General features: G+C 69.0%; 15 protein-coding genes. 10 read left to right on the forward strand and 5 right to left on the reverse strand.

From position 1 onward, the window contains the following. Position 1: 1 nt before the first annotated feature. Positions 2 to 2,002 (reverse strand): alpha-glucuronidase, encoded by a 2,001-nt coding sequence (locus QC385_RS12655; protein WP_279541393.1) that lies wholly within the window; start codon positions 2,000 to 2,002, stop codon positions 2 to 4. Between the two features lie 20 nt (positions 2,003 to 2,022). Continuing rightward, positions 2,023 to 5,820: a GH92 family glycosyl hydrolase gene (locus tag QC385_RS12660; protein WP_279541394.1), complete on the reverse strand. Its 3,798-nt coding sequence runs from the start codon at positions 5,818 to 5,820 to the stop codon at positions 2,023 to 2,025. Between the two features lie 367 nt (positions 5,821 to 6,187). Here QC385_RS12660 and ngcE point away from each other — a divergent pair, with 367 nt between their 5' ends. The 9 genes from ngcE to QC385_RS12705 all read left to right on the forward strand — a co-directional run bounded on the left by ngcE (position 6,188) and on the right by QC385_RS12705 (position 18,722). After that, positions 6,188 to 7,642: an N-acetylglucosamine/diacetylchitobiose ABC transporter substrate-binding protein gene (ngcE, locus tag QC385_RS12665; RefSeq protein WP_279541395.1), complete on the forward strand. Its 1,455-nt coding sequence runs from the start codon at positions 6,188 to 6,190 to the stop codon at positions 7,640 to 7,642. Positions 7,643 to 7,684: 42 nt separating this feature from the next. Continuing rightward, a complete protein-coding gene (locus tag QC385_RS12670) occupies positions 7,685 to 8,611 on the forward strand; it encodes a carbohydrate ABC transporter permease (protein ID WP_279541396.1) in 927 nt (308 codons plus the stop codon). 4 nt (positions 8,612 to 8,615) lie between these two features. Then, positions 8,616 to 9,539 carry a carbohydrate ABC transporter permease gene (locus QC385_RS12675; protein ID WP_279541397.1) on the forward strand — a complete coding sequence of 308 codons (924 nt, stop codon included), beginning with the start codon at positions 8,616 to 8,618 and terminating at the stop codon, positions 9,537 to 9,539. 670 nt (positions 9,540 to 10,209) lie between these two features. Continuing rightward, entirely contained in the window at positions 10,210 to 11,421 is a 1,212-nt protein-coding gene (locus QC385_RS12680; RefSeq protein WP_279541398.1) for an ROK family transcriptional regulator, read from the forward strand. 133 nt (positions 11,422 to 11,554) lie between these two features. Then, positions 11,555 to 12,655, forward strand: a complete 1,101-nt coding sequence (locus tag QC385_RS12685) for an ABC transporter substrate-binding protein (RefSeq protein ID WP_279541645.1) — start codon at positions 11,555 to 11,557, stop codon at positions 12,653 to 12,655. A gap of 232 nt (positions 12,656 to 12,887) precedes the next feature. Further along, positions 12,888 to 13,679, forward strand: coding sequence for an ATP-binding cassette domain-containing protein (locus QC385_RS12690; protein ID WP_059420691.1), 792 nt, complete (start codon positions 12,888 to 12,890; stop codon positions 13,677 to 13,679). Continuing rightward, positions 13,676 to 14,977, forward strand: coding sequence for a sugar ABC transporter permease (locus QC385_RS12695; RefSeq protein ID WP_086854988.1), 1,302 nt, complete (start codon positions 13,676 to 13,678; stop codon positions 14,975 to 14,977). Before QC385_RS12690 ends, QC385_RS12695 begins: the two co-directional genes overlap by 4 nt. Before the next feature lie 177 nt (positions 14,978 to 15,154). Then, positions 15,155 to 17,086, forward strand: a complete 1,932-nt coding sequence (gene dxs, locus QC385_RS12700) for a 1-deoxy-D-xylulose-5-phosphate synthase (protein WP_279541399.1) — start codon at positions 15,155 to 15,157, stop codon at positions 17,084 to 17,086. Between the two features lie 136 nt (positions 17,087 to 17,222). Continuing rightward, entirely contained in the window at positions 17,223 to 18,722 is a 1,500-nt protein-coding gene (locus QC385_RS12705; protein ID WP_279541400.1) for an amino acid permease, read from the forward strand. A 221-nt stretch (positions 18,723 to 18,943) separates the two neighbouring features. Here the strand turns inward: QC385_RS12705 and QC385_RS12710 are convergent, their stop codons facing one another. Further along, positions 18,944 to 19,315 carry an NTP pyrophosphohydrolase gene (locus tag QC385_RS12710; RefSeq protein WP_279541401.1) on the reverse strand — a complete coding sequence of 124 codons (372 nt, stop codon included), beginning with the start codon at positions 19,313 to 19,315 and terminating at the stop codon, positions 18,944 to 18,946. An 82-nt stretch (positions 19,316 to 19,397) separates the two neighbouring features. Here QC385_RS12710 and QC385_RS12715 point away from each other — a divergent pair, with 82 nt between their 5' ends. After that, the gene (locus tag QC385_RS12715) at positions 19,398 to 20,414 is read left to right on the forward strand and encodes a hypothetical protein (protein WP_279541402.1); all 1,017 of its coding nucleotides are present in this window, start codon (positions 19,398 to 19,400) and stop codon (positions 20,412 to 20,414) included. Positions 20,415 to 20,522: 108 nt separating this feature from the next. Here the strand turns inward: QC385_RS12715 and QC385_RS12720 are convergent, their stop codons facing one another. Both QC385_RS12720 and QC385_RS12725 read right to left on the reverse strand, forming a co-directional pair. After that, on the reverse strand, positions 20,523 to 22,652 hold the full coding sequence (locus QC385_RS12720) for a 3-hydroxyacyl-CoA dehydrogenase NAD-binding domain-containing protein (RefSeq protein WP_279541403.1): 2,130 nt from the start codon (positions 22,650 to 22,652) through the stop codon (positions 20,523 to 20,525). Beyond that, on the reverse strand, positions 22,649 to 23,866 hold the full coding sequence (locus tag QC385_RS12725; RefSeq protein WP_279541404.1) for a thiolase family protein: 1,218 nt from the start codon (positions 23,864 to 23,866) through the stop codon (positions 22,649 to 22,651). The genes QC385_RS12720 and QC385_RS12725 overlap by 4 nt, the downstream gene beginning before the upstream one ends. Between the last annotated feature and the right edge of the window lie 75 nt (positions 23,867 to 23,941).

Below are 23,941 nucleotides of genomic sequence, written 5' to 3' on the forward strand. Positions count from 1 at the left end.
CTCAGTGGATCCGGCGCCCCCGCTCGTCCGGCACCCCCGACTTGCGGAAGAAGTAGCTGTTGATCTGGTCGCGCCACTCGCGGGCGCTGCGGAGCTGCTCCTCGTACCGCTCCGCCACCCGCGCGTGGCGCGCCGGGTCGACCAGGTCCGCCAGACCCGCCCACACGCGACGGGCCTCCTCGACCTCCTCCACCCCCTCGAAGTGCGTGTCGTAGATGTGCTGGATCACGGTCTTCCCGCTCTTCAGCGGATGGCCGTAGGGCACATGGTGGAAGAACAGCAGCAGCTCGTCGGGGCAGGTGTCCGGCGACTCGTACAGCCCGGCCCACGGCTCGGCGTACTGCCCGGCGTACCCGGTCCCGCTCGCCACGCTGCGGTCGACGCCGATGCCGTCCCGGTCGGCGAAGTGGTAGGTGCCCCACGGGCTGTACTCGTACCCGTCGACGCTCGGCCCGTAGTGGTGGCCCGGCTGCACCATCCAGCCCACGCCGAGCGGAGCGGTGTACTTCTCGTACGTCCGCCACGAGCCGTCGAGCACCGCGTGCAGCCCGTCCGACAAGCGCTCCGGAGCCTCCGGGAAGGTCAGCCCGATCCACTCGTCGAGCACGTCACGCGGCTCGGCGTCCGGCCGCCACGCCAGCCGTCCGAAGGTGTACAGGTTGGCCTGGGCGAGGGGATGCCCGGTCCAGAACGGGTCGTCGCCGGCGTTGGACACCGCGATCAGCCCGCCCCGCGCCCGTTCCCCCACGGACGACTCCGGTCCGTGCCGGAAGCGCAGCACCTCGCTCCACATCGGACCCAGCCAGCAGACGTGCCGCTGCTGTCCGGTGTACTCCTGGGTGACCTGCAACTCCACCGCCAGCCGGGTGTGCGGCATCGCGCCGATCAGCGGCGAGACCGGCTCGCGCACCTGGAAGTCCATCGGCCCGTGCTTCACCTGGAGCACGGCGTTCTGCGCGAACTCGCCGTCCAGCGGCACGAAGTGGTCGTACGCGGCCCGGGCCCGGTCCGTCGTGCGGTCCCGCCAGTCCTGGCGGTGGTCGTAGACGAAGGCCCGCCAGTGGACGGTGCCGCCGTACGGTCCGAGCGCGGCTGCCAGCAGGTTCGCTCCGTCCGCGTGCGTGCGGCCGTACGCGAACGGGCCCGGCTGACCCTCCGAGTCCGCCTTCACCACGTACCCGCCGAAGTCGGGGATCGCCTCGTACACCCGACGTGTCGCCACGGCCCACCAGCCCCGCACCGCCTCGTCCAGCGGATCGGCCGTGGGGAGCCCGCCGAGCACCACCGGCGCGGCGAAGGACACGGACAGGTGTGCACGGATCCCATAGGGCCGCAACACGTCGGCGATCGCGGCGACTTCGCCGATCCGGTCGGTCAGCAGGTGCGCCTCGGTCTCGTGCACGTTGACGTTGTTGACGGCGACCGCGTTGACCCCGCACGCCGCCAGCAGCCTGCCGTACGCCCGCACCCGCTCCAGGTCACCGCGCGCCCGCCCGTCCTCCCAGAACAGCGAGCCGCCCGCGTAACCGCGCTCCACCTGGCCCATCACCGGGTGCACGGCGACGTTGTCCCAGTGGTCGAGCATGCGCAGGGCGAGGGCGGGGCGATGCGTCTCCCGCGCCCACCCGCCGGTGAACGCCGCCTCGCCGAGCCGTACGACGTGGAACAGCCCGTACAGCAGTCCCCGTCCGCCGGAGGCCGTGACGGTCGTCGTGCCGTCCTCACGCGCGCAGGTGAAGCCCTCTTCGCCGAGACCGTGGGCACCGAGGCCGTCGGCACCGAGGTCGAGGACCAGGTCGTACGCGGCCTCGCCCGGATGGGCGTCGCGCACGACCCGGCCCCCGAACCGCCGGCAGGCCTCCGCCACTTCCCCCTGCACCGTCTCCGCCAGGGGACCCGGTCCACGGATCAGCGTCCGCCGGCGGCCGACCGCCCGGAAGGCGGCGGGCGGCAGCCAGGCCGGGTCGACACCCTCGGGCAGGGCGGGCACGGGAAGCGGCATCTGACCCCCAACTCGATTGCTCAGGAGAGCAGTTCGACCTCCGCCAGCGTGCCCTCGCCGTCGAGGACCAGGCGGTACTTCTCGTACGTACCCGGTGACCTCACGCTGAACGCGCGTGTCTGCCTGTCCCAGGCGAAGGACTCCCCGGAGCGCCGGTCCAGCGTCCGCCAGGTGGTGCCGTCGGAGGAGCCCTGGAGCGTCCAGCCGCTCGGCGCCTTCGCACGGTCCGAGGACGACGTCAGCGTGTACTGGACCGGCCCGGCGGGTTCGGAGACCGGCAGGTCCACCGACGTCACAGCCGCGTCCGTCGCCGACGTGTCGTCGAACAGGGCGCCCTCACCATCGAGCACGTCCGTGCGGGGCGCCGGCACCTCGTCGTCCTGGGTGATCGACACCGGTGCCGCGTGCCGGCCCGTGCCCCAGGACGACGGCCGCGGACCCATGTCGAACTCCAGGACCCCGCCCTTGGCGACCAGCGAGTGGGGCAGTGAGGTCTTCGTCCAAGTCCGGCCGTTGACCTTCAGCCCCTGCACGTACACGTTCCGCGCGCTGTTCTCCGGCGCCTTCACCACCAGCTCGCGTCCGTTCTCCAGATGGACGGTCGCCTTCTTGAACAGCGGGGAGCCGATCGCGTACTCGCCGCTGCCCATCACCAGCGGATAGAAGCCGAGCGCGGAGAACAGGTACCAGGCCGACTGCTCGCCGTTGTCCTCGTCACCGTGGTACCCCTGCCCGATCTCGCTGCCGGTGTAGAGCCGGGACAGCACCTCGCGGACCTTCTCCTGCGCCTTCCAGGGCTGTCCGGCCGCGTCGTACATGTAGATCGCGTGGTGGGCGACCTGGTTGGAGTGCCCGTACATGCCCATCCGCACGTCCCGCGCCTCGGTCATCTCGTGGATGACACCGCCGTAGGAACCGACGAACTCGGGGGAGGCGGTCTCGGGCGTGGAGAAGTACGCGTCGAGCTTGTCGGCGAGACCCTTCCGGCCGCCGTACAGGTTGGCCAGGCCCCGGCTGTCCTGCGGGGCGGTGAACGCGTACCCCCAGCCATTGGTCTCGGTGTAGTCGTGTCCCCATACCCGCGGGTCGTACTTCGCGGACTCGACCCGCCAGTCGCCCTTGGCGTCGCGGCCCTGGAAGAACCCGGCCTTCGGATCGAAGAGGTTCACATAGTCCCGGGCCCGGTCCAGGAAGTACTCCGACTCCTCCTTGTAGCGGCGCTCACCGGTCTCCTCGTACAGCTTCCGTCCCATGCGGGAGATGCCGTAGTCGTTGAGGTAGCCCTCCAGCGCCCAGGACAGGCCCTCGTGGGTCTCGGTGCTCGTGTAGCCGAGGAAGGGGGAGGTGGCCATGCCCTTGCGGCCGACGCCCGGGTTCGGGGGTACGACCGTGGCGTTCTTCACGGCCGCGTCGTACGCCGCCTTCGCGTCGAAGCCGACGCCCTTGACGTATGCGTCCGCGAACGCCACGTCCGAGGAGGTGCCGGTCATGAGGTCCGCGTAGCCGGGGGAGGACCAGCGCGAGGTCCAGCCGCCGTCCTTGTACTGCTGCACGAAACCGTCGACCAGCTCGCCCGCCCTGCCGGGCGTGAGGAACGAGTACGCCGGCCAGGTCGTCCGGTAGGTGTCCCAGAAGCCGTTGTTGACGTACACCTTGCCGTCGACGATCTTCGCGCCGGTGTGCGTCGGAGTGTCCGGGTTCGGCATGGGGGAGAAGGGCGAGGCGTACTGGTACTTCCCGCCGACCTTCTCGAAACCGGAGTTCGGGTACAGGTACAGCCGGTACAGGCTGGAGTACAGCGTCGTGAGCTGGTCGGGGGTGGCGCCCTCGACCTCCACCTTGCCGAGCAGCCGGTCCCACTGCCGCTGGGCGTTCCGCTTCACCGCCTCGAAGGAGGTGCCGTCCGGGATCTCCTGGCGGAGGTTGTCCTTCGCCTGGTCGACGCTGATGAGCGAGGTCGCCAGGCGCAGGGTGACGGTCCGGTCGTCGGCCTCGAAGCGGAGGTGGCCCTTGACGCCGGACGACGAGCCCTCGGTCACCGGCTTGTCGAACTCGCCGTGGACGAACAGCCGGGTCGCGCCCGTCGACAGGCCGGACTTCACGTCCGAGTAGCCGGTGACGATCCCGTTCTCCTTGTCGAGAGTCAGGCCCGCCTGATCCGTCACGTTGTCGAAAAGGACACTCGCGTCGTCGCCCGGGTAGGTGAAGCGAAGGGCCGCCGCGTGGTCGGTCGGCGCCATCTCGGCCTTCAGCCCGTTCTCGAACCGCACCCCGTAGTAGTACGGCCGCGCGGTCTCGTTCTCGTGCCGGAAGGCCAGCTCGCGGGCCTCCCGGCCGGTGTCCGGGGTGCCGGAGGCGGCCGACGGCATCACCTGGAAGGTCTGCCGGTCACCCATCCAGGGGCTCGGCTCGTGGCTCGCGCTGAACGCCTGGATCGTCGGCAGGTTGTCCGCGTTGTTGGCCCGCGCGTAGTCGTACAGCCAGCTCAGCGAGCCCGCGTTGGTCACCGGCGTCCAGAAGTTGAAGCCGTGCGGCACCGCCGTCGCCGGGAAGTTGTTGCCCCGAGAGAAGCCGCCGCTGGAGTTGGTGCCGCGCGTCGTGACCGCGTAGTCGGACAGATGCGCCTTCGGCCGCTCGGGGGCGACGGACTCGATGGTCACGTCGTCCAGCCAGCCCCGGAACTTCGCCGGGCCCTTGGGGGAGTCGTACGCCACCAGGACGCGGTCCACGGTCTTCCCGGCCGCCACCGACCCGATCCGCGCGACCACGTTGTTCCACTGGTTGACGTAGAGGATCTTCGCCGCGCCCTGCCCCCGCGGGGTCAGCGGGAAGCCGTGCTGGTCCGTCGCCCTCAGGTCGCTCAGGTGGGTGCCGTCGGTGAAGGCGAGGTCGACGGAGACGTTCGTCGCGTCGTAGTCGAGGTCGCCGTCCGCCATCGACGGGAAGATGCGATAGGCCAGCCGCGTGTCCCGGCCGACGGCCACGTTCACGTCGAAGACCTTGTTGTACGAGTACGCACGTCCGTCGGCGGTGTGCCGGCCGGCGTAACGCAGGGCCCGCTTTCCGGTGAACCCGGCGCCCGCCTTGGCGGTGGGGGAGCCGGTCGGGCCCCGGTCGACCAGGGAGAGCATGTCCTGCGGGACGGGCCCGTCGCTGCCGCCCGTGGAGAACTGGATGTCGGCGAGCTGGAGGATGTCGCCGCCGTTGTTGCCCGTGACGTCGAGCCGGAAGTGCCGGTACTCGGCCGGTTCCGCCAGGTCGTACGTCTTGGTCTGGAACCGTTCGGAGAAGGACTCACCGGAGCGGGTGTCGAGCGTCTTCCACTCCTTGCCGTCGGAGGAGCCCTTCAGGGTCCAGTCCTTCGGGTCGCGCTCGTCGTGGTCGTTGGCCGATGTCAGTGCGTATCGCACCAGTTTGACCGGCTTGTCCAGGTCGAACTCCACCCAGCCGGTGGGTTCGAAGGTGAGCCACTTGGAGCTGGGCTCGCCGTCGACGAGGTTCTCCTTCACCTCGCCCCCGCCCGTGTTCTCACCGTCGGCCCGGACGTCGGTGACGTGGTCGGTCACATTGCCCGGTATGCCACTGCTGTAGCCGCCGTCGACGCCCGAGGCGCGTTTGCCGCCGTCGGGACCCGTGTCGACGGTGTTCAACCAGTCCGGAACCGGGTCGTCCGCCTCGAACGAGGACGCGAACCTCCGGTCGGTCTTCTCGGGGGCTTCGGGCAGTGCGACCGCAACGCCCTGGGACCCCAGGGCCAAAGCGAAGGCGGTCGCCGACACGACCGCCGAACCCCATCTGTGCCGAGCTTTCCGCAGCATCTACGGGTACCCTCCCTGCGCAGTGGACAACGTTGTCAACTTCGAGGCGCAAGGACCAGTAGTTGCCCAAGTGGCCGGGGGTGTCAAGGGTGTTGCTTGTGGCGTTCGGGGGTGATGACCGGGATATTTCCGCCGAGAAACAGACGGAGCACCTGACTTTCCGCCAGGTCTCAACTCGGATAAGACCCACGGCCAACCCTGTGTTCGATCTTGATCCGCTGGCGGGAAGTGGACTATACCTGTCGCACGCTTCACACGATCCGCACGTCACCACCCGCACTTCCCTGCACGACCCAGCTTGACCCGATCGCGGTGCCGGAAGGATCCGGTTCACCGCCTGAGTCCTGGAGAAGGCGAGGACTTGAGCATGGGATCCACTTCCGCCGAGAACCGCGGCACCGAGGGTGTCGGCCGCCGTGATCTGATCAAAAGGTCCGCCGCGCTCGGGCTGATCTCCGTTCCCACGATGAGCTTCCTGTCCGCCTGCGCCAGCAGCGGCGGGAACGACAGCGGGGACAAGGCCAAGGCCGGCAAGAAGACCGCGAAGAACCCGCTCGGCGTCAACGACACCGCGGGCATGGAATTCGTCCTGTTCGACGGCGGTTTCGGCAAGGAGTACGCCGAGGACGCCGTGAAGATCTACGAGAAGAACTTCCCCCAGGCGAAGGTGAAGTTCTCCGCCACCCAGAAGATCCAGTCCACCCTCCAGCCCCGCTTCAACCAGGGCACCCCGCCGGACCTCATCGACAACTCCGGCGCCGAGCAGATGGACATGGGCGTCCTGGTCGGCAAGGACCAGCTCACCGACCTCACCCCGCTGCTGGACGCGCCCTCCTACGACGACCCGAACAAGAAGGTCCGTGACACGCTGCGCCCCGGCATCGTCGAGATGGGCCAGTTCGACGGCGAGAAGGTCTGGATCCTCTACTACGCCTACACGGTCTACGGCGTCTGGTACTCGCAGAAGGCCCTGGACTCGCTCGACGAGCAGTACCCGGAGACCTGGGACCAGATGCTCGCGGTCTGCGAGAAGGCCAAGAAGAAGGGCATGGCGGGCTGGACATACGCGGGCAAATACCCGTACTACCTCCCCTTCTCGCTCTACCCGATGATCGGCAAGGTCGGCGGCCGCGAGGTCCTCGACGCCATCGACAACCTGGAGCCGAACGCCTGGAAGCACCCGGCCGTCAAGGCCTGCTTCGACGCGTACTACGAGCTCTACAAGAAGGGCTACGTCCTCAAGGGCACCCCGGGCCTGGACCACATCCAGTCGCAGACCGCGTGGGCCCAGGGCAAGGCGCTGTTCATCCCGAACGGCTCCTGGGTGGAGAACGAGTCGGCCAACGTCATCCCGGAGGACTTCGGCCTGGCGGTCTCCGCGCCCACCGGAATCGATTCCTCCGACAAGCTGCCCTTCGGCACCATCTGGGCCTCCGGCGGCGAGCCCTTCATCGTCCCGTCCAAGGCGAAGAACGCCGAGGGCGGCATGGAGCAACTGCGCATCATGCTCAGTGAGGCGTCCTCGAAGAACTTCACCGGCAAGGTGAAGTCGCTGACCGCGTACAACGGCGGCACCGACGGTATCGCCCTCACCCCCGGTCTGAAATCGGGTGTCGCGGCATTGGACAAGGCGGGCGAGAACGTGGTGAATCCACGCCTCCAGGACTGGTATGTCCAGTTGCAGAAGGAGAAGATCGGCGTCTCCGGCCTGGGCGAGATGATGGCCGGCCGCCTCGCCCCGGCCGAGGCCATCAAGAAGATCCAGGCCTATGCCGACGAGGTCGCCAAGGACGACTCGATCAAGCACTACAAGCACCAGTAACGGCACCGGAAACCCAATTTCCGCAACGGCACCGGAGTGGCGATGCAGCACGGCAAGTACCGGTTCATCGTGGGCTTCCTCGCGCTGCCCCTGGGACTGTACGCGCTCTTCGTGATCTGGCCGTTCATCCAGTCCATTTACTACTCGTTCACGGACTGGACCGGCCTGAGTCCCGAATTCAAGATGGTCGGTTTCGACAACTACAGCCGGATGCTCGACGACGAGATCTTCTGGAAGTCGTTGCAGCACAGCCTGCTGTTCGCGCTCCTGCTGCCGGTCGTGACGATCGGCCTGGCACTGTTCTTCGCCTTCATGATCAATGTCGGCGGCAGAAAGAGGAAGAACGGCCCGGTCGTTTCCGGCGTCCGCGGCTCCTCCTTCTACAAGATCGTCTACTTCTTCCCGCAGGTCCTCTCGATCGCCATCGTCGCGCTGCTGTTCGCGTTCGCGTACAACCCGGACAGCGGCGCGATCAACTCGGTCCTGCGCGGGATCGGCCTCGACGAGGTCCAGCCCCTGTGGCTCGGCGACCCCGACCTGGCGCTGTGGGCCGTGATGGCGGTGCTCGTCTGGTCCACGGTCGGCTTCTTCGTGGTGCTCTTCTCCGCCGGCATGGCCTCCATCCCGGCGGAGATGTACGAGGCGGCGCTCCTGGACGGCGCGAACCGGGTCACCACGTTCTTCCGCGTCACCCTGCCCCTGCTCTGGGACACCGTGCAGTCGGGCTGGGTCTACATGGGCATCCTCGCCCTGGGCGCCGAGTCGTTCGCGGTCGTGCAGATCATGACGACCGGGCCGGGCGGTCCCGACTACTCGACCACCGTCATGGTCCTGTACGTGTACCAGAAGGCGTTCCGTGACGGGCAGGCCGCCTACGCCACGACCATCGGTGTCGCCCTGCTCGTCGTCACGCTGGCCTTCGCCGCCGTGGTGATGCGGCTGGGCCGTCGCGAGCGGCTGGAGTACTGATCAGATGAAGACGACCGAAACCCCCGCTCCCCTCCCGGCCGAGTCCGGCGCGCCGATCACCAAGACGGACACGTCACCGCCCCGGCCCCCGAAGGAGAAGAAGGAGGGCACGGTCCTCAACGCCTTCTCCCACGGCATCCTCGTCCTCTGGGCGTTCATGGTGGTGATGCCGCTGCTGTGGGCGGTCATGACGTCCTTCAAGGACGACCGCTCGATCTTCTCCTCGCCCTGGTCGCTGCCGGACACGCTGCACTTCGACAACTGGTCGCGGGCGTGGACCGAGGCCAACATGAGCGACTACTTCCTCAACACGGTCCTCGTGGTCGGCGGTTCCCTCATCGGCACGCTCGTCCTCGGCTCCATGGCGGCCTATGTCCTGGCCCGGTTCGACTTCCCGGGCAACCGCTTCATCTACTACCTGTTCATCGGCGGCATGAGCTTCCCGATCATGCTCGCGCTGGTCCCGCTGTTCTACGTCGTGAACAACATGGGCCTGCTGAACACCATCCACGGCCTGATCCTCGTCTACATCGCCTACTCCCTGCCCTTCACGGTGTTCTTCCTGACGGCGTTCTTCCGCACGCTGCCGACCTCGATCGCCGAGGCGGCCTTCGTCGACGGGGCCTCCCACAGCCGTACGTTCTTCCAGATCATGCTCCCCATGGCCAAGCCCGGCCTGGTCAGCGTCGGCATCTTCAACTTCCTGGGCCAGTGGAACCAGTACATGCTGCCCACGGTCCTGAACACCGACCCCGACAAGCGCGTCCTCACCCAGGGCCTCGTCCAACTGGCGGTCAGCCAGGGCTACAAGGGCGACTGGTCGGGCCTCTTCGCGGGCCTCGTGATGGCGATGCTCCCGGTCCTCGCGGCGTACATCATCTTCCAGCGCCAGGTGGTGCAGGGCTTGACGGCGGGTGCGCTGAAGTAACGACTGCCGGGTGGGTCCGCAGCCCGGCGTTGCGGGGTGCCGCTGGGGCGGCACGGGTGGGTGCAGCGGCACGACTGCCCGCAGCTAGGGCCTGTCGTTTGGATCAGGTCGCAGGGAACCGACAGCGCTGATCAGCGCCGGTGAGCGGGGTCTGGTGCGTGCAGCTGCAAGGCGGAGGAGGGCGTCGACGCGGAGCGTCGGCAACCGACGACAACGCCGCAGATGTGCGTGCCAGACCCCGCGTCTGCGGCGTGATCCAAACGACAGGTCCTAGGGCGGCCTGCGGCAGCTGAGTCACGACGCGCCCGCACGCCGCCTACGGCGAGAAGGGGCCGTGTCGGGGGGTGTCCGCCCGCAGCGGTTGGCGCGTCAACGGACGGTCAGCCGGCGTCCGACCCCATCGCGCCGTTCCGAGGACGGACACCCCCCGGCGCGGCCCCGACCCCCCACCACCGCGAAGGCGCGACACAAGCCCCCACAAACCCATACAGGCCGCCGCAGGCACCCCGCCCGACCACCGGAGGTACACGTAGCCCTCCGCAACCACATGCACACACCTCGAATCGGTTCAACCTCTTGACGGGAGGCAACCCGAACAGCTCAGCTTAGAGTTCACTAGTTGGACATGGACGGGGCCTCATAGAAGCGGCCCCGCGCGCAGGAGGTCGTCGTGGAGACTCCGGGGTCGCAGTCGTCGCTGCACCGAGCCAACCTGGAGCGGGTCGTACGAGCCGTGCGCCTGGCGGGCTCCCTCACCCAGGCCGAGATCGCGCGGACGACGGGCCTGTCCGCCGCGACGGTGTCCAACATCGTCCGGGAGTTGAAGGAAGGCGGCACGGTCGAGGTCACACCCACCTCGGCGGGCGGCCGCAGGGCCCGCAGCGTGTCCCTCAGCGGGGACGCCGGCATCGTCATAGGGGTCGACTTCGGGCACACCCACCTCCGCGTCGCCATCGGCAACCTCGCCCATCAGGTGCTAGCCGAGGAGTCCGAGCCACTCGACGTCGACGCCTCGTCCACCCAGGGCTTCGACCGGGCGGAACAGCTGGTCAGCCGCTTGATCGAGGCCACCGGCGTCGACCGTACCAAGATCGCCGGCGTCGGCCTCGGCGTGCCCGGCCCCATCGACGTCGAGTCCGGCACCCTCGGCTCGACCGCGATCCTGCCCGGCTGGACGGGGACCAAGCCCGCCGAGGAGCTCCACGGCCGCCTCGGCGTACCCGTGCACGTGGACAACGACGCCAACCTCGGTGCCCTCGGCGAGATGGTCTGGGGCAGCGGCCGCGGCGTGCGCGACCTGGCGTACATCAAGGTCGCCAGCGGTGTCGGCGCGGGTTTGGTGATCAACGGCAAGATCTACCGCGGTCCGGGCGGTACCGCCGGAGAAATCGGACATATTACACTCGACGAATCCGGCCCCGTCTGCCGCTGCGGAAACCGCGGCTGCCTGGAGACCTTCGCGGCCGCGCGCTACGTGCTCCCGCTCCTCCAGTCCAGCCACGGCACCGACCTGACGATGGAAGGCGTCGTGCGGCTCGCGCGGGACGGAGACCCGGGCTGCCGTCGGGTGATCGCCGACGTCGGCCGCCACATCGGCAGTGGAGTCGCCAATCTCTGCAACCTGCTGAACCCGAGCCGCGTGGTGCTCGGCGGTGATCTCGCCGAGGCCGGTGAGCTGGTGCTCGGGCCGATCCGGGAGTCCGTGGGCCGCTACGCCATTCCCAGCGCGGCACGCCAGCTTTCCGTTCTCCCCGGGGCTCTCGGCGGCCGTGCGGAGGTGCTCGGAGCGCTCGCGCTGGCCCTCAGCGAGATGGGCGATTCGACACTTTTGGACGGCACTGCCGTAGGGGCGCTGGAGGCGGCGACCCCTGCCTTCACTTAGAGAACGGATGGCACCGTTGCCATCTCGTTAAGGATTTACTTCTTGACGTCGCACGTGTGGCCGAGTTGACTTCCAGCCACCTCGGCCGCAATGTCGCGGCCTCGTCAGGGAGGTTTCTGAAGTGAACACGCGTATGCGTCGCGCCGCCGTTGCGATTGCCGCCGGTGCGATGGCCGTTTCGCTTGCTGCCTGTGGCAGCGCCAAGGAGTCGGGCGACAGCGCCGACTCCACCGGGTCCGCCAAGAAGGGCGACGACATCAAGGTCGGCCTGCTCCTTCCGGAGAACGCGACCGCCCGTTACGAGAAGTTCGACCGGCCCCTCATCGAGGAGAAGGTCAAGGAGCTCACCAACGGCAAGGGCGAGGTCGTCTACGCCAACGCCAAGCAGGACGCCAGCACGCAGAACCAGCAGGTCGACACGATGGTGACCAACAAGGTCGACGTGCTGATCGTGGACGCGGTGGACTCCAAGGCCATCGCCGGCTCGGTGAAGAAGGCCAAGGACGCGGGCATCCCCGTCGTCGCCTACGACCGCCTGGCCGAGGGCCCGATCGACGCCTACACCTCGTTCGACAACGAGACCGTCGGCAAGACCCAGGGCGAGGCCCTGCTGAAGGCCCTGGGCGACAAGGCCAAGGACGGCCAGATCGTCATGATGAACGGGTCGTCCACCGACCCGAACGCCGCCCAGTTCAAGAAGGGCGCGCACTCCGTCCTCGACGGCAAGGTGAAGATCGGCCGCGAGTACGACACCAAGGAGTGGAAGCCGGAGAACGCCAACTCCAACATGGAGGGCGCCATCTCCGCCCTCGGCAAGGACAAGATCGTCGGCGTGTACTCCGCCAACGACGGCATGGCGGGCGGCATCATCACCGCCCTGAAGGCCGCCGGCATCGCCGACATCCCGGTCACCGGCCAGGACGCCGAGCTCGCGGGCGTGCAGCGCATCGTCACCGGTGAGCAGTACATGAGCGTCTACAAGCCCTACCCGCAGGAGGCGGACGTCGCGGCCGAGATGGCCGTCGCCCTCGCCCAGGGCAAGTCGCTCGACTCGATCGCCAAGGACAAGGTCGACAGCCCGACCACCAAGGCCATCCCGTCCGTCCTGGTCCCGGTCGTCTCGCTGACCAAGGACAACATCAACGACACCGTCATCAAGGACGGCATCTACACCGTGAGCGAGATCTGCTCCGGCAAGTACAAGGCCGCCTGCGACAAGATCGGCCTCAAGTAGGCGATCGGGACCGGCCTCAAGCAGGCGATCGGTCTCAACGCAAGCAGTCGCCAGGTCCCCTGAGGGAGTACGGGAGTCCGTGTCCGGACTCCCGTGACCCCCGTACGGGACCAGCTGCCCCGAGTTCCTCCGGCGCCCCGCCACATCAGCCCCGCAAGCTCCGCGGGGCGCCGGAGTGATCACTCCTCCCACACTTCTGCACAACCTCCCGCCGGGTCAGGCGGCGAAGGAGATGGTTCACGTGTCCGCTACGCCCGTGCTGGCGTTGCGCGGGGTCTCCAAGCGGTTCGGTGCCGTACAGGCGCTCACCGACGTAGAGCTTGAGGTCCACGCCGGTGAGGTGGTCGCCCTGGTCGGCGACAACGGAGCCGGAAAGTCCACGCTGGTCAAGACGATCGCCGGCGTTCACCCCATCGATGAGGGCGTCATCGAATGGGACGGCAGGTCCGTCCAGATCAACAAACCGCACGACGCCCAGAACCTGGGCATCGCGACCGTCTACCAGGACCTCGCGCTGTGCGACAACATCGACGTCGTCGGCAACCTCTACCTGGGCCGGGAGATCCGCAAGCGCGGTGTCCTGGACGAGGTGGAGATGGAGCGCCGCTCGCGCGAGCTCCTCGACACGCTGTCGATCCGCATCCCCAGCGTCCGCATCCCGATCGCCTCGCTCTCCGGCGGTCAGCGCCAGACCGTGGCCATCGCCCGGTCCATGCTCGGCGAGCCCAAGCTGGTCATCCTCGACGAGCCCACGGCCGCCCTCGGCGTCGAGCAGACCGCGCAGGTCCTCGACCTGGTCGAGCGGCTGCGCGAGCGCGGCCACGCCGTGATCCTCATCAGCCACAACATGGCTGACGTCAAGGCCGTCGCGGACAAGGTCGCCGTACTGCGCCTCGGGCGCAACAACGGCATCTTCGAGGTCAAGTCGACCTCGCAGGAAGAGATCATCTCCGCCATCACCGGCGCCACCGACAACGCCGTGACCCGCCGTGCGGCGCGCACGAACGGGGAGGTTTCCAAGTGAGCATCGACAAGACCTCCGCGGCCACGGGAGCCCCCGAAGACCACGTCGTGGAGAACCCCGAGGCGGCCAAGGCCGCCGTCACGGTCGTCGACCCCCGGCTGCTGGTGCGCGAGCAGGGCCTCGCCGGCTACGTCACCGAGTTCAAGCGCAAGATGAAGTCCGGTGACCTGGGCTCCATCCCGGTCGTCATCGGCCTGGCGATCATCTGGATCATCTTCACGAGCCTGAACTCCAACTTCCTCACCGCGGGCAACCTGTCCGACATGTCCGTCGCCATGGTCGGCACGGGCATGATCGCCGTCGGCATCGTGTTCGTGCTGCTGCTGGGTGAGATCGACCTGTCGGTCGGCTCGGTCAGCGGTGTGGCGGGTGCGAGCTTCGCCGTGCTGAACGTCACCAACGGCATGAACGAGTGGCTCGCCTTCCTGCTGGCCATCGTCACCGGCACGGTCGCCGGTGCGCTGCACGGCTTCTTCTTCGCGAAGATCGGCGTCCCCGCGTTCGCCGTCACCCTGGCCGGACTGCTGTTCTGGAACGGCTTCATGCTCCAGATCCTGGGTGACAACGGCACGATCAACCTCGACCCGGACGGGGTCGTGGCCCAGCTGACCAGCTACTACTTCTCCGACGTGGCCGCCGCGTACGGCCTGGCCGCCGTGGTGACCGCCGGGTTCTTCCTCAGCTCCTTCCTCGGCAACCGGCGCCGGGAGGCCGCCGGGGTGCCGTCGCGGCCGCTGAGCGAGACCATCGTGCGGACGGTGCTGCTGGCCGTCGTCGCGTTCGCCGTCGCCATCGTCTTCAACCAGTACAAGGGCCTGCCGCTGGCCGTGGTGATCTTCATCGTGGTGCTGCTGGTCACGGACTTCGTGCTGCGGCGCACGGCGTACGGGCGGAAGGTGTTCGCGCTCGGCGGCAGCGTCGAGGCGTCGCGCCGGGCCGGTATCAACGTGGAGATGGTCCGGATCTCGGTCTTCGCGATCTCCGGGACGTTCGCGGCGGTCGGCGGCCTGTTCATCGCGTCGAAGATCGCCGCGGCCAACCAGGGCGCCGGTGGCGGTGACCTGCTGATGAACGCGATCGCCGCCGCGGTGATCGGCGGTACGTCACTGTTCGGCGGTCGCGGGCGGACGTGGAACGCGCTGCTCGGTGTGCTGGTGATCGTGTCGATCCAGTACGGGCTCGCCCTGGAGGGCATCGCCTCTCCGGTGCAGTACATGATCACCGGTGGTGTGCTGCTGGCCACGGTGGTGATCGACGCGGTGACGCGCAAGACGCAGAAGACCGCGGGCCGCGCGTAGCATTTCGGCTTTGTGCCCGGTGCCCCTGGGGGTGCCGGGCACAGTCATGTCGTAGGTGTGGCACAACTTGGGTACAGCCGAACGCGTGACGTACGACGCATGGCCTCGGCGCCGCCCGCGAAGGCGGAACATTAGACTCGACAAGCCCGGCAACAGCTCTACTGCAAGGAGGCACGGGTGCCGCTGCTGACCCGTATCAGGGGACCGCGCGATCTGGACCGGCTCAGCCTGGAGGAGCTGAACCAGCTGGCGGAGGAGATCCGGACCTTCCTTGTCGAAGCGGTCTCCAAGACCGGCGGTCACCTCGGCCCCAACCTCGGCGTGGTGGAGCTCACCATCGCCCTGCACCGGGTCTTCGAATCGCCCAAGGACAAGGTGCTCTGGGACACCGGACACCAGTCCTACGTGCACAAACTGCTCACCGGCCGTCAGGACTTCTCCAAACTGAAGATGAAGGGCGGCCTGTCCGGCTACCCCTCGCAGGCCGAGTCCGAGCACGACATCATCGAGAACTCGCACGCCTCGACCGTCCTCGGCTGGGCCGACGGCATCGCCAAGGCCAACGAGCTGCTCGAGCGCGACAGCCACGTCGTCGCCGTGATCGGTGACGGCGCGCTGACCGGCGGCATGGCCTGGGAGGCGCTGAACAACATCGCCGACGCCAAGGACCGGCCCCTCGTCATCGTCGTCAACGACAACGAGCGGTCCTACGCGCCGACGATCGGCGGTCTCGCCAACCACCTCGCGACGCTGCGGACGACGGACGGCTACGAGCGGTTCCTCGCCCGCACCAAGGAGGTCCTGGAGCGCACCCCCGTCGTCGGGCGGCCGCTCTACGACACCCTGCACGGCGCCAAGAAGGGCCTGAAGGACTTCATCGCCCCGCAGGGCATGTTCGAGGATCTCGGCCTGAAGTACGTCGGCCCGATCGACGGACACGACCTGGAGGCCCTGGAGTCCGCGCTCGCGCGGGCCAAGCGGTTCGGCGGGCCGGTCATCGTGCACTGCCTCACCGAGAAGGGCCGCGGCTACCAGCCCGCCCTCCAGGACGAGGCCGACCGCTTCCACGCCGTCGGCAAGATCCACCCCGACACGGGCCTGCCGATCGCCTCCTCCGGCGCCGACTGGACGTCCGTGTTCGGCGAGGAGATGGTCAAACTCGGCGAGGAGCGCGAGGACATCGTCGCCATCACCGCCGCCATGCTCCAGCCGGTGGGCCTCGACAAGTTCGCCAAGCGTTTCCCCGAACGGGTCTACGACGTCGGCATCGCGGAGCAGCACGGCGCCGTGTCGGCCGCAGGCCTGGCGACGGGCGGTGTGCACCCGGTGTTCGCGGTGTACGCCACCTTCCTCAACCGCGCCTTCGACCAGGTGCTGATGGACGTCGCCCTGCACAAGTGCGGCGTGACCTTCGTCCTGGACCGGGCCGGTGTCACCGGCACCGACGGGGCGTCCCACAACGGCATGTGGGACATGTCGATCCTCCAGGTCGTACCGGGGCTGCGGCTGGCCGCGCCGCGTGACGCGGACCAGGTCCGCGCCCAGTTGCGCGAGGCCGTCGCGGTCGACGACGCGCCGACCGTGGTCCGCTTCTCCAAGGGCGCCGTCGGTCCCGCCGTTCCCGCCGTGGGCCGGGTCGGCGGCATGGACGTGCTGCGCGAGCCCGGCACCGACCGGCCCGACGTGCTGCTGGTCTCCGTCGGCGCCCTCGCGCCGATGTGCCTGGAGATCGCCGGTCTGCTCGACAAGCAGGGCATCTCCGCCACCGTCGTCGACCCGCGCTGGGTCAAACCCGTCGACGAGGCCATGGCCCCGCTCGCCGAGCGGCACCGCGTGGTCGTCACCGTCGAGGACAACAGCCGGGTCGGTGGTGTCGGTTCGGCGATCGCGCAGGCGCTGCGCGACGCGGGCGTCGACGTGCCGCTGCGCGACTTCGGCATCCCGCCGCGCTTCCTCGACCACGCCTCGCGCGCCGAGGTCATGGCCGAGATCGGCCTCACGGCACCGGACATCGCCCGGCAGGTGACCGGGCTGGTCGCCAAGCTGGACGGCCGGTACGAGCGCTCCGCGGCCGACGCCGTCGACTCCGTGGAACCCGCGCGCGACTGACACCGCTGAATGGGCCGGTTCGACCACCGTGAAGGGTGGTGGAACCGGCCCATTGGCGTGAATTCGTCCGTGCCGGGGCATACGGATGGTGCCCCCTCTCGATCATGTCGAGGACGACAAGCGTGGGAGGTACCCCGTGAGCAGTACCCTCTTCCGGACGAAGAAGGTCGAGCAGTCCATCCTCGACACCGAGGAGCCAGAGCACGCGCTCAAGAAATCCTTGTCCGCGCTGGATCTGACCGTCTTCGGTGTCGGCGTGATCATCGGCACCGGCATCTTCGTCCTCACCGGAACAGTCGCGAAGAACAACGCCGGGCCCGCGACGGCTCTGGCGTTCGTCGCGGCCGGCGTCGCCTGCGCCCTGGCCGCGCTCTGTTACGCCGAGTTCGCGTCCACGGTCCCGGTCGCCGGGTCCGCCTACACGTTCTCGTACGCCTCCCTCGGTGAACTGTCCGCCTGGATCATCGGCTGGGACCTGGTCCTGGAGTTCGCACTCGGTACGGCGGTGGTGGCCGTCGGCTGGTCCGGCTACATCCAGTCGCTCATGGACAACGCGGGCTGGGCGATGCCCGCGGCCCTGGGCAGCAGAGAGGGCTCCGACGTCTTCGGCTTCGACCTCCTCGCCGCCGCGCTCGTCCTCGTCCTCACCGGCATCCTCGTACTCGGCATGAAGCTGTCGGCGCGGATCACGTCGATCGTCGTCGCCATCAAGGTGACGGTCGTCCTCGTTGTGATCATCGCGGGCGCGTTCCTCATCAAGGGTGAGAACTACGACCCGTTCATCCCGAAGGAGAAGCCCGTGGAGGCCGGGGCCAGTCTCGACTCCCCGCTGATCCAGCTCATGTTCGGCTGGGCGCCCTCCAACTTCGGTGTGATGGGCATCTTCACCGCCGCCTCCGTCGTGTTCTTCGCGTTCATCGGCTTCGACGTCGTGGCCACGGCGGCGGAGGAGACCCGGAACCCGCAGCGCGACATGCCGCGCGGCATCCTCGGCTCGCTCTTCATCTGCACAGCCCTGTACGTCGCCGTGTCGATCGTCGTGACCGGTATGCAGCACTACAGCCGGCTGTCCGTCGACGCGCCGCTCGCAGACGCGTTCAAGGCCACCGGGCATCCCTGGTACGCGGGGTTCATCAGCTTCGGCGCCGCGGTCGGTCTGACGACGGTGTGCATGATCCTGCTGCTCGGGCAGACCCGGGTGTTCTTCGCGATGAGCCGGGACGGGCTGCTGCCCCGCTTCTTCTCCCGCGTCCACCCCCGCTTCAAGACCCCCCACCGGCCGACCATCCTGCTCGGTGTGGTCATCGCGATCCTGGCCGGCTTCACTCCGCTGACGGAGCTCGCCGCCCTGGTGAACATCGGCACGCTGTTCGCCTTCGTGGTCGTCGCGATCGGCGTGGTCATCCTGCGTCGGACCCGTCCCGACCTGCCCCGGTCCTTCCGCACCCCGTGGGTGCCGGTCATCCCGATCCTGTCGGTGTGCGCCTCGCTGTGGCTGATGATCAACCTGCCCGCCGAGACCTGGGTGCGGTTCGGCATCTGGATGGCCGCCGGGTTCGTCGTGTACTTCCTGTACGGCCGCACACACAGCCGCCTCGCGAAGGGCGAGGAAACCAGGCCCGAGCAGACGCTCTAGCCTCCGGCGGTCGGGCGGGGTGCCTGCGGCGGCCTGTGCGGCTTCGGTGGGGGTGCGCGTAGGTGAGCTGCGGGCAGTCGTGCCGCTGGGGGCGGCACGGGTGGGCGCAGCGGCACCCCGTTCCGCCGGGCTGCGGACCCACCTCGCCCCGGCAGCAGTTGGCGGCACCCCGCAACGCCGGGGTTGCGACACAGCCCGCCCCGGCAGAAACGCCCCCGCACTTACGGCCGTACCGCCCGCGGTCCCGTCACCTCCGCCCCCAGCTCCCCGACCCGCCTCCGTAGCTCCCGGTCCGCCGTGACCACCAGCACCGGACGCGCGCCCGCCCCGGCGACCACGTCCACGATGTGGTCGTCCCCACTGCCCGCCGCCGACTCCACCCGCACCCCGGGCACGGACTCCACCCCCCGCGCCGCCCCCTCCACCACGAGCACGATCTCCACCGGCCCGTCCACCCCCGGCACTCCGTCCGACGCCAACCGGTCCCGCAACCGCTCCGCCGCTCCCCTCCGGTCGCGCCACCAGCCGTCGGGCACCGACCCGACGACGTTCGCGGCGTCGACGACGACAAGCAGGGGAGCGTTGCTGTTCATGTGGTCAGGGTCGCACGGCGGATCTCGGCCAGGCAGGGGGCGGGCGCGGCGGCCGGCCACCCCGCCCGCGTAAAGTGAACTGGTGAACGGCGACTGGCTCATCCGCGGCCGCGACGGCCGCCTCACCGTCTACCTGCCCTCCGGCGACGCCGTCCTGTGCCGTGCGGAACGCGGCCCCGCCGGCTCCTGGGACGCACCCCGCACCGTCGGCGGCACCCAGAAGCTGCACCCGGGTGTCGCGGTCGGCCAGGGGTCCGACGGCTACGCCCATCTGGCCGCCTGGCGGCCCACCGTGCCGGGCGAGTCCGGACTCGTGCACTCCACCCACTTCCGGCCCCGGCTCGCGCCCCTGGACTGGATCCCGATCGGCCACCCTGACAAGAAGGGCGACCGGACGGGCCCGCCGGCCGTCGCCGTGGACTCCGCGGGGCGTGCCTACGTCTTCGTCCGCAACAACGGCGGCGGGGTGAGCCTGCGCAACCAGAAGGTGAAGGGCGGCTGGGGGCCCTGGCAGGACCTGGAGGGGCACGACGTCGAGGGGCAGCTGGCCGCAGTCACGGGCGAGTCGGGGATGGTCGAGGTGTACGCGTCCGGGCCGGGCGGGATCGTGCACTGGCGGCAGGAGGAACACGGAAAGACGCCGGTGCGGACCGAGGGCGTGGATGCGGCGGTGCGGGCCGGGACGCTCCGGGCCCTTTCCACGTCCGCCGAGCACACCACCCTCTTCTTCACGGACGTCTCCGGCGACCTGTGCGCCTGGCGCCCGGGGGAGAAGCCGGTGACGCTCATCGCCGCCGCCGGGCCGGGGCCCGTGTCCGCCGTGCGCTGTGAGATCGAGGGGCACGACTGCACCGTGCTCGCCCAGCGGTCGTCGAGCGGCCGGGTCGCCTTCGCCGCCTATCCGACCGAACTGGAGTCCGCCGGGGCCTGGTGGACCGAGTCGGGCCCCCAACTGCCCGCCGACGCCACGGTGTCGCTGGCGCTCGACGAGCACGACGAGGTCGTCGCGGCCTCCCTCTCCCCGTCGACCGGGAAGCTGCTGCTCACCCGCCGCAAGGACGAACCGGGGCTCGCGCTGGAGGCCTGGCGGGAGATCTGACACCCCGTTCTGCCGTCGCTGGAGAGGGCCCTGTCCGTGGCGGCATACAGAAGGGGGGCGGGGCATCCGGATCGTTACCGTCGCCCCACCCCCCTCAGGGGTTACGCGTTACGCGGGGACGCTCGCCACGCCCTGCGCCAGGAACCTCTTGCCGTTGACCCGCTCGGAGACGCCCTCGCGGTCCAGGTACGGCGTGATGCCGCCCAGGTGGAACGGCCAGCCGGCGCCCGTGATCAGGCACAGGTCGATGTCCTGCGCCTCGGCGACGACGCCCTCGTCGAGCATGATGCCGATCTCCTGCGCCACCGCGTCGAGGACGCGCGTGCGCACCTGCTCCTCCGTCAGGACGCTGTCGCCCTGCTTCAGCAGCGCGGCGACCTCCGGGTCCAGCTCCGGCTTGCCGCTGTCGTAGACGTAGAAGCCGCGCTTGCCCGCCTCGACGACCGCCTTGAGGTTCGGGGAGACCGTGAAGCGGTCCGGGAACGCCTTGTTGAGCGTCTCGGAGACGTGCAGGCCGATCGCCGGGCCGACCAGCTCCAGCAGGACCAGCGGCGACATCGGCAGGCCCAGCGGCTCGACGGCCTTCTCGGCGACCTCGACGGGGGTGCCCTCGTCGATGACGTTCTGGATCTCGCCCATGAAGCGGGTCAGGATGCGGTTCACGACGAACGCCGGGGCGTCCTTCACCAGCACCGCGGTCTTCTTCAGCTTCTTGGCGACGCCGAACGCCGTGGCGAGAGAGGCCTCGTCGGTCTGCTCGCCGCGGACGATCTCCAGCAGCGGCAGCACGGCGACCGGGTTGAAGAAGTGGAAGCCGACGACCCGCTCGGGGTTCTTCAGCTTCGAGGCCATCTCCGACACCGACAGCGAGGAGGTGTTGGTGGCCAGGATCGCGTGCGCCGGGGCGACCGCCTCGACCTCCGCGAACACCTTCTGCTTGACGCCCATCTCCTCGAACACGGCCTCGATGATGAAGTCCGCGTCCGCGAAGCCCTCGGCCTTGTCCAGGACACCGGTCACCAGCGCCTTGAGGCGGTTGGCCTTGTCCTGGTTGATGCGGCCCTTGCCGAGCAGTTTGTCGATCTCGGCGTGGACGTAGCCCACACCCTTGTCGACGCGCTCCTGGTCGATGTCGGTCAGCACGACCGGCACCTCCAGGCGGCGCAGGAACAGCAGCGCGAGCTGGCTGGCCATCAGACCGGCGCCCACGACACCGACCTTGGTGACCGGGCGGGCCAGGTTCTTGTCCGGGGCACCGGCCGGGCGCTTGCCGCGCTTCTGCACCAGGTTGAAGGCGTAGATGCCGGCCCGCAGTTCGCCGCCCATGATCAGGTCGGCGAGCGCCTTGTCCTCGGCGTCGTAGCCCTGCTGGAGGTCGCCGTTCTTGGCGGCGGCGATGATGTCCAGCGCGCGGTAGGCGGCCGGAGCGGCGCCGTGCACCTTGGAGTCCGCGATGAAACGGCCCTTGGCGACGGCCTGGTCCCAGCCCTCGCCGCGGTCGATCACCGGGCGCTCGACCTCGATCTCGCCCTTGAGGACGGACGCGGTCCAGATCAGCGACTGCTCCAGGAAGTCCGCGCCCTCGAAGATCGCGTCGGCGATCCCGAGCTCGTAGACCTGCTTGCCCTTGAGCTGCTTGTTCTGGTTGAGGCTGTTCTCGATGATCACCGAGACGGCCTTGTCGGCGCCGATCAGATTCGGCAGCAGCGTGCAGCCGCCCCAGCCCGGGACCAGGCCCAGGAACACCTCGGGGAGGGAGAACGCCGGGAGGGCGGCGGAGACGGTGCGGTAGGAGCAGTGCAGGCCGACCTCGACGCCACCGCCCATCGCGGCGCCGTTGTAGTACGCGAAGGTCGGCACGGCCAGCTTGGACAGCCGCTTGAAGACCTCGTGGCCGCCCTTGCCGATGGCGAGGGCGTGCTCGTACTCCTTGAGGATCTCCACGCCCTTGAGGTCGGCGCCGACCGCGAAGATGAACGGCTTGCCGGTGATGCCGACGCCGACGATCTCGCCGTCCGCGGCCTCCTTCTCGACCTGGTCGAGGGCGGCGTTGAGGTTCGCCAGCGAGGCCGGGCCGAAGGTGGTCGGCTTGGTGTGGTCCAGGCCGTTGTCGAGGGTGATGAGGGCGAAGCGCCCGGCACCCGCGGGGAGGTCGAAGTGGCGTACGTGCGCCTGCGTGACGACCTCGTCCGGGAACAGCTCGGAAGCCTGCTTCAGAAGCTCGGCGGTGGTGCTCACTTGTCCCCCTCGAAGTGCGGGTTCTCCCAGATGACCGTCGCGCCCATGCCGAAGCCGACGCACATGGTCGTCAGGCCGTAGCGGACGTGCGGCTGCTCCTCGAACTGGCGGGCCAGCTGCGTCATCAGACGGACGCCGGAGGAGGCCAGCGGGTGGCCGAAGGCGATGGCGCCACCGTACTGGTTGACGCGCTCGTCGTCGTCGGCGATGCCGTAGTGGTCGAGGAAGGCCAGGACCTGGACGGCGAAGGCCTCGTTGATCTCGAACAGGCCGATGTCGGAGATGGACAGGCCGGCCTGGGCCAGCGCCTTCTCCGTCGCCGGGATCGGACCGTAGCCCATGACCTCCGGCTCCACGCCCGCGAAGGAGTAGGAGACCAGGCGCATCTTCACGGGGAGGTCGTTCTCCCGCGCGAACTCCTCGGAGGCGATGAGCGAGGCCGTGGCGCCGTCGTTCAGACCGGCCGCGTTACCGGCGGTGACCCGGCCGTGGACGCGGAACGGGGTCTTGAGGCCCTGGAGGTTCTCCAGCGTCGTGCCCGGGCGCATCGGCTCGTCGGCGGTGACCAGGCCCCAGCCCGTCTCACCGGCCTCGGGGGAGGTGCGGCGCACCGAGACCGGCACCAGGTCGGCCTGGATCTTGCCGTTGGCGTACGCCTTGGCGGCCTTCTCCTGGGAGCGCACGGCGTACTCGTCGGCGCGCAGCTTGGTGATCTGCGGGTACCGGTCGTGCAGGTTCTCCGCGGTCATGCCCATGAACAGGGCCGACTCGTCCACCAGCTTCTCGCTGACGAACCGCGGGTTCGGGTCGACGCCCTCGCCCATGGGGTGGCGGCCCATGTGCTCGACACCGCCGGCGATGGCGACGTCGTAGGCACCGAAGGCGACGGAACCGGCGACCGCGGTCACGGCCGTCAGGGCGCCCGCGCACATGCGGTCGATGGAGTAACCCGGGACGGACTGCGGCAGACCGGCGAGGATCCCCGCGGTACGGCCGATGGTGAGGCCCTGGTCGCCGATCTGGGTGGTCGCGGCGATGGCGACCTCGTCGATCTTCTTCGGGTCGAGACCGGGGTTGCGGCGCAGCAGCTCCCGGATCGCCTTCACGACGAGGTCGTCGGCACGGGTCTCGTGGTAGATGCCCTTCGGGCCCGCCTTGCCGAACGGGGTGCGGACGCCGTCTACGAAGACGACGTCCCTGACGGTACGAGGCACGATGGCTCTCCTCCAGGGTCCGGATCTGCACTGCTGCGATGCGCTGAGCGCGCGCTCAGTCCCATGCTACTTATG

The sequence above is a fragment of the Streptomyces sp. DH10 genome (assembly GCF_029813805.1).
In the GTDB taxonomy this organism is placed as follows: domain Bacteria; phylum Actinomycetota; class Actinomycetes; order Streptomycetales; family Streptomycetaceae; genus Streptomyces; species Streptomyces coeruleofuscus.

Excerpts from the sequence above, each read along its gene's own strand:
- QC385_RS12655 (WP_279541393.1), bottom strand. The coding sequence starts at position 2,002 with ATGCCGCTTCCCGTGCCCGCCCTGCCCGAGGGTGTCGACCCGGCCTGG.
- QC385_RS12660 (WP_279541394.1), bottom strand. The coding sequence starts at position 5,820 with ATGCTGCGGAAAGCTCGGCACAGATGGGGTTCGGCGGTCGTGTCGGCG.
- ngcE (WP_279541395.1), top strand. The coding sequence starts at position 6,188 with ATGGGATCCACTTCCGCCGAGAACCGCGGCACCGAGGGTGTCGGCCGC.
- QC385_RS12670 (WP_279541396.1), top strand. The coding sequence starts at position 7,685 with ATGCAGCACGGCAAGTACCGGTTCATCGTGGGCTTCCTCGCGCTGCCC.
- QC385_RS12675 (WP_279541397.1), top strand. The coding sequence starts at position 8,616 with ATGAAGACGACCGAAACCCCCGCTCCCCTCCCGGCCGAGTCCGGCGCG.
- QC385_RS12685 (WP_279541645.1), top strand. The coding sequence starts at position 11,555 with ATGCGTCGCGCCGCCGTTGCGATTGCCGCCGGTGCGATGGCCGTTTCG.
- QC385_RS12690 (WP_059420691.1), top strand. The coding sequence starts at position 12,888 with ATGGTTCACGTGTCCGCTACGCCCGTGCTGGCGTTGCGCGGGGTCTCC.
- QC385_RS12710 (WP_279541401.1), bottom strand. The coding sequence starts at position 19,315 with ATGAACAGCAACGCTCCCCTGCTTGTCGTCGTCGACGCCGCGAACGTC.